9 protein-coding genes are annotated in these 14,496 nt (G+C 47.0%); 1 reads left to right on the top strand and 8 read right to left on the bottom strand.

What is annotated here, in order from left to right; genetic code table 11:
• Positions 1-70 precede the first annotated feature (70 nt).
• The 3 genes from ACRJJO_RS11955 to ACRJJO_RS11945 form a co-directional block, all read right to left on the bottom strand.
• Positions 71-664 (bottom strand): DUF308 domain-containing protein, encoded by a 594-nt coding sequence (locus tag ACRJJO_RS11955; protein WP_431065960.1) that lies wholly within the window; start codon positions 662-664, stop codon positions 71-73.
• 775 nt (positions 665-1,439) lie between these two features.
• A complete protein-coding gene (locus ACRJJO_RS11950; protein WP_431065959.1) occupies positions 1,440-3,149 on the bottom strand; it encodes a GGDEF domain-containing protein in 1,710 nt (569 codons plus the stop codon).
• 365 nt (positions 3,150-3,514) lie between these two features.
• On the bottom strand, positions 3,515-4,321 hold the full coding sequence (locus ACRJJO_RS11945; RefSeq protein ID WP_431065985.1) for a hypothetical protein: 807 nt from the start codon (positions 4,319-4,321) through the stop codon (positions 3,515-3,517).
• Positions 4,322-4,487: 166 nt separating this feature from the next.
• Here ACRJJO_RS11945 and ACRJJO_RS11940 point away from each other — a divergent pair, with 166 nt between their 5' ends.
• Entirely contained in the window at positions 4,488-4,934 is a 447-nt protein-coding gene (locus tag ACRJJO_RS11940) for a sigma D regulator (protein ID WP_431065958.1), read from the top strand.
• A gap of 218 nt (positions 4,935-5,152) precedes the next feature.
• Here the strand turns inward: ACRJJO_RS11940 and ACRJJO_RS11935 are convergent, their stop codons facing one another.
• From ACRJJO_RS11935 to ACRJJO_RS11915, 5 genes are all read right to left on the bottom strand, one after another.
• Entirely contained in the window at positions 5,153-7,804 is a 2,652-nt protein-coding gene (locus ACRJJO_RS11935) for a UPF0182 family protein (protein WP_431065957.1), read from the bottom strand.
• A 1,032-nt stretch (positions 7,805-8,836) separates the two neighbouring features.
• Positions 8,837-11,485 carry an aminopeptidase N gene (pepN, locus tag ACRJJO_RS11930; RefSeq protein WP_431065956.1) on the bottom strand — a complete coding sequence of 883 codons (2,649 nt, stop codon included), beginning with the start codon at positions 11,483-11,485 and terminating at the stop codon, positions 8,837-8,839.
• A gap of 233 nt (positions 11,486-11,718) precedes the next feature.
• Entirely contained in the window at positions 11,719-12,096 is a 378-nt protein-coding gene (locus ACRJJO_RS11925) for a DUF423 domain-containing protein (RefSeq protein ID WP_431065955.1), read from the bottom strand.
• Position 12,097: 1 nt separating this feature from the next.
• Positions 12,098-12,616, bottom strand: a complete 519-nt coding sequence (gene moaB / locus ACRJJO_RS11920; RefSeq protein ID WP_431065954.1) for a molybdenum cofactor biosynthesis protein B — start codon at positions 12,614-12,616, stop codon at positions 12,098-12,100.
• Between the two features lie 265 nt (positions 12,617-12,881).
• Positions 12,882-14,237 carry a DegQ family serine endoprotease gene (locus tag ACRJJO_RS11915; RefSeq protein WP_431065953.1) on the bottom strand — a complete coding sequence of 452 codons (1,356 nt, stop codon included), beginning with the start codon at positions 14,235-14,237 and terminating at the stop codon, positions 12,882-12,884.
• Positions 14,238-14,496: the final 259 nt, after the last annotated feature.

Here is a 14,496-nt window from a genome sequence, read left to right as displayed (position 1 = left end):
TTTTATTCTTTGACGGTTTTACGATCAAAAGGGAGTAGATGAAGTCGTGAGAACAATGCCTGTAGATCATTCATCCTGCTTTATTGAGTTTGTATTGGGTTTTGAGCCAAATGCCGAACCTAGTCAAAGCCCAGCCACGGGTCATGATGTCAACGCTCAAACAAAAACTAATAAACCACATTGATGTGCCGAGCCATTCCTGCCAAAGTATCAAGCCCATGAGTACTGAGACCAGGCCGCCAAAGGTGGCTGCGGTAAAGTGGGAAAATCGCACGCTATAAGCCGCGAATATCCGAAAAATACCTTTTATCAGCAAATACGCCGCGGCCAATAAGATGAGCTTATCCGAGGACTTATTTAGCTCGGTCAGGACGATTAAGCCAAACACGGTATCTAAGACCCCGATTTGCAAGTTTACATAGAATTCCTTGGTTTGACGCTGTAAAAAAGTATCGTAACAGGCCATAAAACCGGTTACCAAAATCACGATCGATACTATCGGCAGCCAGGAGCTGTTTTGATTCATGATACGCACTCCAGGGGCCAATGCGGACAAAACGGTCAGTAGTATGCCGGCAATCGACAATGCCAAGCCTCGCACTAATAGCGTATTGCGCTGATTGAGAAAATGGTCGAATTCGGTTTTCGATTCGGTTGAAATCATTTCTTTCTCCTTTTTAAAACAAAATTTTAGATAGGAAAATCACAGCCTTTCAATAATTTATGCCTCGAGCGGGCGCGCGTTGTTAAACCAGTTCGGGCAATGGCATAATCATATTGGTTTCCTTGGTTCGGACCAATAGTTATTGCTAAAACAAGATGCCCGGATTTCGGTAAAAAGGTTACCATATCATGAAAACGATCGGTAAAGGGGCATTAGCGCCTACTCTATGACGCATTTGAGTGGTTAACGTTCTCCGGTTCTGGAGTCACTGCGAATAAAACAGTAATAAACGGGGCAGTAATTCTATTCGCCCCCTAGCCCTTGTGATTCCAGCAATTCCCAATTTGGGGATAAAAAAGGGTGCGGGGTGTGCTTGGCGAGGATGTCGGCGGCAGGGCAGATTTTTGCTCCTGCAAAATCTGCATTCACGCCATCCTTGGCTTTCGAGCCGCCGTCAAGCCCCCATGGATGGGTTCACGGCGTTCCTCGACAGGCATACCCCGCATCCTGAATACGGCGAAATTTCTCAAACTGGGAATTGCTGTTGTGATTCTAATTTGAGACTTTAGCAGGAAGGGGTTGCAACTTTGCCCTAAACGTTTCGACCGTGGCCAAAGGAAATTGAAATGTTCGGGGCGGGTTGAATAACCCGCCCCACGAGAGTGACCGAAGCAAATAGTGGGAAAAACACTGCCAAGTTTTGCTGTCAGGCATCTATAGCTAAATTGGACGATTGCTATCTGTTTAAATATTCGAGTTAAATCAAGCCCGAAAATCATACAAAACAACATCTGTTTCGCCCGCTATGCTTGGCTTCATAAAGCGCACGGTCGGCTCTTCTGATCAGTTCATCGATAGACTGTGTTTCGGGGTTCAGACACGCAATACCCAAACTAGCGGTAATTGTTTGCTCGATACCGGGAAGACTCAATTCGGCGATAGTCTCACGAAGTCGCTCTGCAAATTTAAGCGCGCTATGCGAATCCGCCTCTTCCAGAAGTAAGACAAATTCCTCGCCGCCGAAACGCGCGGCAAAATCGCTGTCTCGGCAACTTTTTCGAAAACAATCGGCGATCATAACCAATACTTGGTCGCCGACTGCGTGACCATAGATATCGTTGAAGCGTTTGAAGTGATCGATATCCAGCATGATGACCGACAGGTTCCGTTTGTAACGCTGGGAGGCGCGAAATATCGGTTCGCCTTTTTGATAGAATGCGCGCCGGTTAAAAATATTGGTCAACGGGTCTCTTGTTGCTAATAATTCAAGCTCCCGTGTGCGGTCTTTGACTTTTTGTTCTAGCGTTGCGTTGAGTCGCTTTAACTCGGTTTGAGTTTGTACGAAGTGATGTAACGAAATGGCGATCAATGCCAATGAAAAGCTTAACAAGCCCCAGGCTAGCGGTATTCGCCGCCAAGGTAGAATGCTGTGTGCCACAGCCATGTCGAGCAATAACAATAGACCGAAAAAAGCAAATGTGACGATGATGACTTTTTGCTCATTGTTGACATGACGAAATCTCGAGAAAGCCACTGCAAACAATAGCGACAGGCTGATCGCAAATAAACCGTCAAAAACGAAATACATTCTGGAAATTGCGCTATAACCGAGCAATGGCAATATATTGGCGCCTACTGCATAGGCTAAATGAAATCGCCATAGCGCACCGATCAATTTTTGATACTTAATTCCGGCGCACCATTCCCCGAACAATAAAGCCATCGCGACCGGCAATAAAAAATAGCCGGTCGCAGCCAGATGATCCCAAAACAACGGTGCGTTGATCAACCACAATTTGACTTGGCTCTGACCGAAAACCATCAAGGCGGAAGCCAAGGCGAACAATGCTAGATAATAAAAACTTCTCCGTTCGGCTTGCAGTAACGCGAAAAAAAAGGCCAAACCGGCGATCAGCAAGGAAAAGCCGCTAACGACAATTTGTTCCACCGAATGATCGAGAATCAATTTGATCAAATCGAGTCGTTCCATCAACCTGACCTCGCCCCATAGGCCGATGTCGCTATAGTCGGAAAACACCCGAAAATAAAGAAACTTGCCCGCAAAATCGGCAGGCAGTTGGATCATGTGCCAAGGCCAACCTTCGAAACGTCCATGACCGTTATGATCGAAATAGCCGTACTGATAGATTTTTTGCCCATCCAGATAAGCTTGAACAATTAAGTCGACACTGTAGATATAAATGACCGGGTCGTGCCAATTGCCATTCGGTAAAGCAGTACGGAACCAAGCATTGGTCTGTCCGTCGCGTCCCGGAGGGTTGGAAGGAAAGTCGATTGCTTGCCATGCTTCGCTAGAGTTGTCTTGCAAAGCCCACTCCGGCCGTCCTTGAACATCGAAAGGCGAGTCGCCCCAGCGGTATTGCCAGTCGTTATGCAATTGCAGGGGTGATTCATGTGCTTGGAGACAGACCGTAAAAAGTGACAGGCAAAGCAATAAGCCGCCTTTCAGTCGGTGTTCCGTCACAAGATCTATGAAGTAAGCGACTAATCGTGTAAGCAACTGTATCAATCGGCCTGATAATAGAGATTGACGGGAAAATCGAAGATTGCGTTGGGTAGATAATTTATTTCACACCCGTTTTTTAACCAAAATGTATAAATAAGGCTTTGCATAAGTCTCATGGCCGAAGTATAGCAGCGTAACGCTTCGGAAAATGGTCATGTTTCACAAGCCGGTATAAGCGATTCATTAAATTATTCGAATCAAGGTAGTTTGTTTCTCCATCCGTGTCGGGGCTGCAATCCAGACACGAACGTTTCAAGCTAAGGTGATTTATGACAATCGTTTTGGACGGGTTGATAAAACCCGTCCGGCGGCGAGATGGTAGCCTAAAACTCATACTTTATCGTGCTAAGCCGGCTTTCCAAGGCCGCCAACAACTCTTTTCCGGATTTGACCGTTCCAAAATCGGCCGGCTCTAGGCTTTTGCCGGTTAATACCGAGAATCGTGATAACAAATTCTTTAGGCGGTTTTGTTCGCTAACGGTAAAACGATATTGCTGAATCCAATACTCGAAGTTAGGTACTTCGGGGGAGTTAACAAGCTTGGCGCGTTCTTCGAGCTTTTCGAGCAGGAGGTCCAGAAGGCCGATGTTGTCTCTTATCAATTTCTCGACGACCTTCGGATCGAGATTGCGTCCCGGCTCCAAACGGTTATCCGAAACGACTTTTAAACACTGGATCAATTCCCCAGTCGAAAATCGCGCCGCCGTCTCAAAGAATGCCGAGGCTTCCATGTCGCATAAATGCTCATGATTGTAATCGAACTGAGGTTTTGACGCCGTCAAAAGGGATGTCGTAGCGCATGGCAAGCCGTAGATAGGCATCGGATAGTAATTTCTACCGGTATCGGCATCGCTGATTTTATTGATTGTCCAAGCGCTACCGATATCATGCATCCTGTGACCCGCAACACCAACATTGACGAATAGCGCATTTTCAAGGCCGGCACTAACGGCTTGCGTATAGGCCAAACCTGCCGCCATTGCGCTTTTTCCCGGTCCCGTTACGGTTAAATAAACCGTTTCATTACGATACATAGCAAAAGCGCGCACCGTAGTGTCTTTTTTCAAATCGAAGTGCGCAACTAGCGGTTTCGCCTCGCAGGGCAGTGCCACCGCAAGAAAAATATTCACTGCCAAAATAATCAACCCTTCTGTATCTTTGTTGCAAAGATACAACAATTAAATGGTAAATCTTGATCGATTTCACAAGAAAGTTTCATAATAATTAATAGATTGTTGCATTATATTAAATTTTGGATTAGATTTGCATTACAACAACAAAAACGAGGATCGACTGATGAGCGCTGTTATGCAAACCTTTCCAGAAAGACGCCGGGGAACGGCAGCTTTAATCGATGAATTAAGAAAAGAACGACATGAAGTGTGGGCAATGTATTGCCGTATTGCCGAGCTGAAGCCGTTTTCGGCAGGTAAAAAAGTTCAAACTCGGCTGTCTGAATTTTCGCAATTACTAGTCGATTATGTGTCGCTGTGGCACTTCGGTATTTATGAACGATTACTGTCCGGTAACGAAAAACGCCAAGCGTTGTTATCTTTTGCGAACGAACTCTATCCCGAGCTATCGAGAACCACCGATGCGGCAATCGTTTTCAACGATAAGTACGAACACGCCAAAAACCATCTAACGCCCAGCTCTCTCGAGCAAGATTTATCCGTTCTAGGCGAGCATTTGGCCATCCGCATGTCCCTGGAAGACAAGCTTTGCAATATGCTGCTAAATTAATCCAGCTTTAACATTTGCCGGACATATAATATTGAAAATTAAGGAATAAAAAATTTATGGCATTACAATACCATTTTTGGCGGATTTTTTAACTCTTATACTTCAATGGTTTAGACCGTAGGCACTAGATTTGTTAAGGCTGGGTTAAATGATAAAAATTTATGCTCTATAAAAAATAAGCCGCTGTCGGGTAATTCGATAGCGGCTTTTTTGTCCTCTTATTTTGCCCTATCATTATCCGGATCGAAAGTGGTTCCGGTGTCGTCGTCTTGTACCTTAATAAAGCGCTCTCTCAATCGTGAAAATGCACTCCATAGCGTGGTGTCCATGACGACCTCATTGCCGATTGACACGATAACTCTAGCCAATTCCGGTATGCTCGTTTTATTTGCGATCAAATAAAGCGGCTGGACATACAGAATCGAGTGTTCCATCGGCAAAATAATCATCCGCCCCATTCTCACCCGAGAACCGCGCTGGTCCCAGAGCGTAAGCTGGGCAGAGATATCCGGGTCTTGCTCGATCAATGCCTCGACTTGTGCCGGCCCGTTGACTTGAACTTCCTTCGCAAATTGGTAAACCGTGATGCTTTTTTTGAAGGCGTCACCGCACTTTTCTCTATCCATCACGCTGGCGACGCCAACCATGCTCAAGTTCTGATTGTTGATCGGCGTCATCGGATTGATCATGACGAATTCTTCCTTGCCGCCGCAATGGCCTAAGTCTACCGTTTGGTAATAAGGCCTGACCTCTTTATCTCTCACTTCCGCAAAATTCCAAGTCTCGGCCTGTTGATAGAATAATGCGGGGTCACGCTGATGATATTTGGCATAGACTTTCATTTGCAAATAGAACAGGTCGCGCGGAAAACGCAATTGTCGCTTTAATTCGGTCGGCATTTCGTCGATATCGCGGAATACGCCGGGGTAAGCCCTGTCGTAAGCCTGAATGATCACATCCGACGGATCGGAAACATAAAAACGAGTTAAACCGCTGTAAGCATCGACGGTGATCTTGACCGAATTGCGGATATAGTTGAATTCCTTGCTACCGACTAAAAAATCATCCTCGGCCGATTTCGATACCGGATACCAATTCGACAAGGTATAGGCGTCTTGCACCCAATAGAATCGGTTTTTCGTGACGACCAGATAAGGGTCTTTGTCTAAATGCAGAAATGGCGCCAGGTGACTGATTCGGTCGACGACATTCCGACGAATCAATAAGCGGCTCTCTCGAGAGATATTGGTCGAGAAAAATATTTTTTCGTCTTTGAAAAAAAACGAAAACAATGCCTTTCTGAACAGCGAAGGAATAGGTATTCCGCCGCTGCCGGTATAAACCGCGTCGATCGCGGGATCCGGCTGAGTTCCCGAAAGCGCAACTACGTCGAGCTTATTCGGTACAATTGCGTACTTATAATTCTCCATTCCGTAATAGATATCGGGGTGTTTGACTTCTAAACCGACATTAGAGCTTAAATCCAAGTCCCGCAAAAACCAGCGAATCGGGTTGCCCGCATCTTGCGCCGCCGGTGTCACCACCGCTCCGTAACCATGTGTAAAACGCAAATGCGTGTTTTCCCAGTTTTGTGCCTCCTTAGGGAGTTTGGAGATATTCATTTCCCGTGCGGCAAGATTGACCTGACGCTTGAAACCGTCGATGAAATAACGGCCTTCGTCGACATCGAGAAAATGATAATACGGTCGGATGCTTTGAATTTGGTTGTAAACATCGCTCAAAAATTCGCGATCCCAAACCGGAATATTTTCGAAACGTCTACGGGTGCTCCATGCTTCGATATCCTTGGTCGGGTCGAGATTCACCGTAAAATCGACGATATCGATATTTTTTAAATCATAAGCATCGAGCGTCGCGACAATATTGTGATCGATAAACGGGCGCTGCGTCCTAACCGGATTAGGCTTGACGATAAATTTATCGATCAATTCAGGTATGAATTTGACTTCTTGCAGTCCTAACGCGCTGACAAAAACTACCAATGAAATCAAAAACGGGACTTTGGTCCGCGTCGTTTCGGAGAAATAATAAAACAGCAATGAAATCGCAGCAGCCAGAAACCCCAGAATCGAGAGCCAAATCAACGGTAGTTGATAGCGTATTTCGACGAAGCCCGGCCCTGAAAACACGGGCTCGTGTCGGTCGACATAAAGCAGCGAAAACCGGTACAGCATAAAGCCCCAAACGACGAACAACACGACAAAGCCGAATAATACCGCCAGATGAACTTTAGCGGCCTTCGGAAATTCTTTGGCTTGACTTGGGATAAACGTATGCTGTACCCAGTATTGAAAGGCGACCATTAATAAAATAATGACCGCGGTAGCTAGTAGCTCTTCCTGGATAAGTAAATAAATCGGATAAGACAGCAAATAAAAGCCGATATCCTGTCCGTAAACGGGTTCAACGACCCCGGATGACCCGCCAAAGAAATACAGCAGTCCCATTTCCCATTGATGGTAAAAGGGCATCGCAATCGCAATGGCTAAAATCAATGCGACCGGCGTCGAAAATTTGATCGACAAGCTCATGAACAGATCGGCTAGGCTCTCGAAGCGCTTGCGCTTGGTCGAATCTTGCAATACATCTTGATTAGGGTTGAACCCCAGATAACGGGCTGCCAACCAAAAATGCAAAAAGAAAATCGAAAAGAAAACTGCGGTGACCGCGCCCGAAAGAAAAAAGCGGTAAAGCAATCTCAGCCAAAAATAGCCTTCATACCTTAATGCTTGAAACCACCAATAATCGACGATCAGATCGAGAAATACGAAATAGAATGCGACATAAACGACAAGCAATATGCCGAGGGTTGCCGCAATAATCTTGGTTAAATGTCTCGGAATCCGCATAGTTTCCTCATTAAATCTATGGCTTTACGCATTGTGCTTGTCGAAATGCATGTATTCTAACATCCATCACCGAATTTGCCTCGTTATCGTGTCAAGGCCTAGGTATCTATATATCTCAATTTAACACAGCTCGGGCAAGCCGAAACCAGAGAGAAAATCATTTTCGTAAAGAGACTAATTGCTGGTTTTTCTGTCATTGGAAAAGACAGAGTATGAGCATCCATATTTTTGTTATTCCTATCGCGCTTCGAATTTCGGTATTAGCGCATGAAGGCGTATGCGTTGGCTCCCAAGGTCCTCCATGGATACCCATACCTTAGCTGCGGATGCAAGATCGGTATGTATTCCCACGCTGGAGCGGTGGGAACGAGGAAGAGTCTGAATGCCGGTAATCCTTCGTCATATAGCGGTTTAACTTAGGGTTTCGTGATAAATAACGTCCGGGAGCTATGAGCTTTGTTGAGGGTTCGGTAACTCGCTTGACAGGACGCCGTGAACCCAGCACCTAAATTATGCAAGATAGTTACTATAGCCAAAGGGCTATGGAATTTAGGTGCTGGGTGAATACGTCCGTGTAGGCTTCACGGCGGCGACTGATTGCCAAGGATGGCATGAATGCAGATTTTGCATTACGCCATGGATGGCGTGTATTAGGGCACCAACAGTAGGCGCTTTAGGAGATGCAGGGCAGAAAAATGCTCCTGCATTTTCTGCATTCGTTACATCCTTGTAACTCAGCAATTGCCGAGGAGCAAAAATCTGCAAACGCCATGGATGGCGTGAATGCAGATTTTGCAGGAGCAAAAATCTGCCCTGCCGCCGACACCTGCCAATCGAGCAACCGAACCCTCCGTAAAATAGGGAAGTTATTTACGACCAAGTCCTTATATCCATCGTAGATCTAAATCGGCACCTGGGGCCTGTCAAAGAACACCGTGGATACATCCATGTAGATTCTTTGCCAGCATTTATGCTGTAAAGGCTTGGCCGAGCAACCCGGAGCCGAAATTTGAGTCGCAAAGGGTCAATCTTTCATGCCAAGCTTTTGCTTGCTACTTCATACACATCCTTGGAAATCGCCTCGGTCGACATGATGCGTTCGAGCTCGCCTTTCATCAAAGCTTGCCGGGCATCGTCATAACGTCGCCATTGCGTCAGTGCGCCAACCATCCTCGATGCGACTTGAGGGTTGAGGGTATTCAACTCAATAATCCTGTCGGCTAAAAATCGATAACCTTGCCCGCTGGCTGCATGAAAATGTAATGGATTGGCCTGGCTAAAAGAACCGACCAACGCACGAACGCGGTTAGGATTCTTTAAATCGAAGTCGGGGTGTTTCAACAGGCGTTGCACCGCTTCGAAAGTATCCGGCGGAGTTGCTGTTGCTTGCAAGGCAAACCACTTGTCCAAGACCAGTGCTTCGTCGCGCCATTGCCGGTAGAAAGCATCCAAGCAAGTTGCGCGGGCCGGATGCGGCGTATTAACGATGACGCCCAATGCGGCGATTTGATCGGTCATATTTTTGGCCGTATCGAATTGCTTGAGCGACCAACGCTGTATTTCGGTATCGTCCAGCTTACTCAAATAGCCGAGACACACGTTTTTAACGCGGCGTCGACCGATAGCTTTGGCATCGAAACAACCCGATTCGTCTCGGTGATTATCCAGATATAAGCCTCTTAGATCGTCTTCAAGGTGCTTTGCAATTTGACCGGCAACAAATTCGCGTGCCGTATGAATCGCTTCAACATCAATGACTGGCATTTGTTCGGCCAGATAAGTTTCTGAAGGTAGACTTAACAACAAGGCGAAATACGACAAATCTAGCCAGCAGTTTTGAACGATTTTTCGATAGGCTTCGATCAAGACCGGATTAATCTCAAGCGAACGACCGTTTTGCAAATCGTCGATCAGTTCGGCGATGACGCGACCGGCCAATTGCTGCCCGGCTTCCCAGCGATTGAACGTGTCCGGATCATGGCTCAACAAGAAAGCCAGCTCCTCAAGAGAGCGTTGCATCTTAAGTTTCACCGGCGCTGAAAAACCGCGCAACAATGAAATCACCGGCTTTTGCGGCAATTGCTCGAATACAAAAGTTTGCTCTGTCTCGGTCAATTCGAGCACAATTTTATGACTGACTTGTTCGCTACCTTGCAATCGGCATTGCGCCAGATTACCGTCCGGCAGGATCAATCCGGTTTTAATCGGTATATGCAGCGGTTCCTTGCGAGGCTGGCCGGGTGTCGGCGGGTTGTCTTGCTTAATGGTCAGTGATAATGTTTGCGCGTCGCTATCGTAATGTTCCGAAACGGTCAATACCGGCGTGCCCGCCTGTGAGTACCAGCGTCGAAATTGGGTCAAGCCGACATCATTGGCCGCTTCCATCGCATTGACGAAGTCGTCGCAGGTCACAGCCTGACCGTCGTGACGCTGAAAATACAGATCGCAGCCCTTGCGGAAACCTTGTGGACCGAGCAGCGTATGCAGCATGCGCACGACTTCCGCACCTTTTTCATAGACCGTCAAGGTATAAAAGTTATTGATCTCGATATAGGCGTCGGGCCGGATCGGGTGTGCCAGCGGCCCCGCGTCCTCGGCAAACTGACGAGTGCGTAGCGCGTTAACGTCTTCGATGCGTTTGACCGCTTTCGAGGTTTGATCGCCGGTGAACTCCTGATCGCGGAATACAGTAAAGCCTTCTTTTAAACTCAACTGAAACCAATCCCGGCAAGTCACGCGGTTGCCGCTCCAATTATGGAAATATTCATGCCCGATCACGCCTTCGATATGCTCGTAATCGCTGTCGGTAGCTGTATCCGGGCGCGCCAGGACGAATTTAGTGTTAAATATGTTCAAGCCTTTGTTTTCCATTGCGCCCATGTTGAAATGGCCGACCGCGACGATCATGTACAAATCCAGATCGTATTCGAGTCCGTAAGTCTTCTCGTCCCAGCGCATTGCATTTTTTAGTGATTGCATCGCATGATCGCACTTATCGAGATCGTGGGCTTCGACAAAGATTTCAAGCGCTATTCTTCGCCCCGATTGCGTGGTAAAGCTATCTCTGACGCATTCCAACTGTCCCGCCACCAGCGCAAACAAATAACATGGCTTATTAAACGGGTCCTCCCAGGTAACCCAGTGTTTATTACCGGGCAATTCGCCTTGAGCCTTTTTGTTGCCGTTCGACAGCAATACCGGATATTTATCCTTGTCGCCGACTAGCGTGGTCGTGAAGCGGCTCATCACATCGGGTCGGTCGAGATAATAAGTAATCTTGCGAAAGCCTTCCGCTTCGCATTGCGTGCACAGCATGTTTTTGGAGAGATACAAGCCTTCAAGTGCCGTATTTGCCTTGGGATTGATCGTGTTTTCAATCGTGACGACGAATTTTTCGTGCTGCGGCACGTCGTGAATGACTAAGGCTTCGGATGTTTGCGCATAGCGATCGGGGTTTAATGTATCACCATTCAGCTGAACGCCGAGCAAGGTCAGATTTTCGCCCAGCAATGTTAAGGCACTGTCATCGGCTTTCGAGGCCGGATTTTTGCTCATCGTCAATGTGGCAACGACACGCGTGCTTTCATTATCCAGCGTGAAATTCAAGTCGGTATCGTGGATCAGATATTCCGGCGGTTTGTAGTCTTTGAGATAGATAGTTTGGGGAGAGGCGTCACGCATAATGTAATTCGATATTTTTTGTGAAGGGAGTTTACGGTAAAGTTTACCGTAAAAAAGCTAATTGATCCTTTGTTCGGTTTAGTCGCTTGCTTTTATTACCTTAAAGATAATGAAGGGAACGATAAAACAAGATCTTCATAGTGAAGTGAAAATTCCTAATTCGGCCGCGCAGGAGGACGAAAAAATAGACCGCACCCGTTTAATCGAATCCTCGGAGCTTTATTATTCGCCTTCTACCGCTGTTCTTTGGCGGCATATAAGGCCAACGTTACCCAAGCGACAATGAATGCCAGACCGCCAAATGGCGTAATTATGCCCAACCATTTTTGGTCAAGCAAAGTCAAAAGGTACAAACTGCCCGAAAAGAGCACGATGCCGGCAAACATGAGCCAAGCAGACAATGACAACAGCGCTTGCCGAGGATTTTGCCTATCCAGTAGGCCGATTGCACACAAACCTAACGCATGCCACATTTGGTACGTTACGCCGGTTTTGTAAACTTCGAGCATATCGGGGCTTAGCACCGTTTTTAAGCCGTGGGCGCCGAATGCACCTAAGCCGACGCCAATGCCGGCACATAGCGCGCCGACGACTAAAAAATCCCAACGCATGTTATCGCTCCTTTAAACGCGGCATTAATTGCACTAGATTACATGGCTTGGTCCGAAAATCCAGTTGAGCTTCGATCAATTCATCCCAAGCCGTCTTACAAGCATTCGATGAACCTGGCAAACAAAAAACGTAGGTTCCGTTGGCGACGCCAGCGACTGCGCGCGACTGTATCGTCGAGGTTTTAATCGTATGATAGGAAATCATTCGGAATACTTCGCCGAAACCGTCTAAGGTTTTATCGAGCAACGGCTCTACCGCTTCCGGCGTTCCGTCTCGACCGGTCACGCCGGTGCCGCCGGTGGTTAAAACCGCATCGATTGAGTCATCGGCGATCCACTTCGAGAGCGCCGCTCTGATTCGATAAATATTATCCGGAACGATTTTTTTTTCGGCAATTCGATGACCCGATGCCAGCGCTTTGTCGACCAGGATCTTACCCGAAACGTCATCGGCTTCGTTACGGGTATCGGATATTGTCAACACGGCAATATTGAGCGGAATAAAGGTTCGTTCGGTCATTGAGTTTGTCGTCAGTGATTTAAAAAAATGGTAATTATTCAGCATAAGTCATGTATGAGAAGGTGTCAGGCATTGATTTATAAGGCTGTCTGCAACAGGACGTTGCAGTCAGAGCTTACAGGGATGTATTCACCCAGCACCTAAATACCATAATCCATTTGCTATGATAAACAATTTTGGATTATTTAGGTGCTGGGTTCACGCGTCTTTAGAAATCAATGCCTGACACCAACCTACCGCATGCGCTGAATAGTTACAAAAAATGCTATTTCAAAACCAAGAAGAAGGCTTCTTCGCCGCGCTGTATATTGATCAACAATGCGTTGTTGGGATTGGCAACTTGAGCAAGTTCCTCTATTGTGCGAATCCGATAGCGATTGGCTGAAACGATAATGTCGCCCGGTCGTAATCCGGCTCGCCAAGCGTAGGAGTTTGTTGCTATCTGTTCGAATAAAACCCCTTCGATTTGATTTTTTTGCGTCGAGCTTAACACGGTGCCGTCGAGACGAGGATGAATCGTTTTTCCGGCTAAATGAGGCCGCTGCGGCTTTCCGATTTCAGCCTGCACGAGCATTTTTTTATCGTCACGCATAAAACCGATATCGACTTTGGCTCCGATTTTCATTAAACCGATCATATTCCGAATATCGTGACTGCCTTTGATTTTTTGTCCATTGACTTCAGTGATAATATCGCCCGGTTCGAGTCCGGCTTTTGCCGCGGGAGAATTTCCGGCCACTTTGCTGATTACGGCGCCATGTTTGGTTTTTAAATTGAAGGCTTTAACCAGTTCGGGAGTCAAGTCCTGAGTCGTGACCCCTAGCAAGCCGCGCCGCACTTCGCCATGAGTGACCAGAGACTCCTTGATCGTCATCGCCATATTGGCCGGAATCGCAAAGCCGATACCGACGTTGCCGCCGCCCGGCGCCAATATCGCGGTATTCATGCCGACAAATTCGCCGCGCAAATTGACCAACGCTCCGCCGGAATTTCCCGGATTGATCGACGCATCGGTTTGAATGAAATCCTCATAGCCTTCGATGCCCAAACCGGATCGACCCAATGCACTGACGATACCCGAAGTCACCGTCTGACTCAGTCCGAATGGGCTGCCGATCGCAATGACGAAATCGCCGACTCTCAATTCGTCGGAGTTGGAAATAGGCAAGGCAACCAAGTTATCGGCGGCAATTTGTACGACCGCCACATCGGCTTCAGGGTCGGTACCGATCAATTTGGCATCGAGCTGACGTCCGTCGTGCAATGTCACCATGATTTTATCGGCTTTGTCGATGACATGGTTATTAGTCAACACATAGCCTTTCTCGCTATCGATAATGACTCCGGATCCCAAGCTGTTGCGTTGTTGCCGGCGAGGTCGGTCCGGTAATTGAAAAAAATGCCGGAAAAACGGATCTTGCAATAACGGGTTTTCTCTAACCTGAATATTGGTTGATGTCGATATATTCACGACTGCCGGCATGCTGCGTTCGAGAATGGGCGACAGCGACGGCAAGGGCTGTCCCTCCACCGCAACCGGCAATCCTGCCGATACTTGCGTGACGGCTAAAAACCCGAATGCTAAGGTCAATATTAAATGACCGAATAAGTGATTCTTCATGAAAGTCCTCGACAGGCTTTAAAGTCAACGTAGACAATATAAGGCAAAAAATGTTTAAAACAAGTCAAAAAACTGAAAATGTGGCCGCGCGAAATATGTGATCACCAGGCCCTCGTTATCCTAAATTCGGCATTTTAACCATGAAGCACATTAAGTCTTTCAACGGCTTGCCAAACTTACAAAATGCACGTTCCTTATTCTTCATGGTGAAATGCTTTATCTAGGATAATGAGCTATATTAGTAACTTTAATCCTTCCA

It is taken from the genome of Methylotuvimicrobium sp. (assembly GCF_050611805.1).
Classification (GTDB): Bacteria; Pseudomonadota; Gammaproteobacteria; order Methylococcales; family Methylomonadaceae; genus Methylotuvimicrobium.
The sequence above is the reverse complement of the archived record's forward strand: the minus strand, read 5'-3'. Positions and strand labels throughout refer to the sequence as shown.

Coding starts and splice junctions, on each gene's coding strand:
- ACRJJO_RS11955 (WP_431065960.1), bottom strand. CDS start 664: ATGATTTCAACCGAATCGAAAACCGAATTCGACCATTTTCTCAATCAG.
- ACRJJO_RS11940 (WP_431065958.1), top strand. CDS start 4,488: ATGAGCGCTGTTATGCAAACCTTTCCAGAAAGACGCCGGGGAACGGCA.
- ACRJJO_RS11935 (WP_431065957.1), bottom strand. CDS start 7,804: ATGCGGATTCCGAGACATTTAACCAAGATTATTGCGGCAACCCTCGGC.
- pepN (WP_431065956.1), bottom strand. CDS start 11,485: ATGCGTGACGCCTCTCCCCAAACTATCTATCTCAAAGACTACAAACCG.
- ACRJJO_RS11925 (WP_431065955.1), bottom strand. CDS start 12,096: ATGCGTTGGGATTTTTTAGTCGTCGGCGCGCTATGTGCCGGCATTGGC.
- moaB (WP_431065954.1), bottom strand. CDS start 12,616: ATGACCGAACGAACCTTTATTCCGCTCAATATTGCCGTGTTGACAATA.
- ACRJJO_RS11915 (WP_431065953.1), bottom strand. CDS start 14,237: ATGAAGAATCACTTATTCGGTCATTTAATATTGACCTTAGCATTCGGG.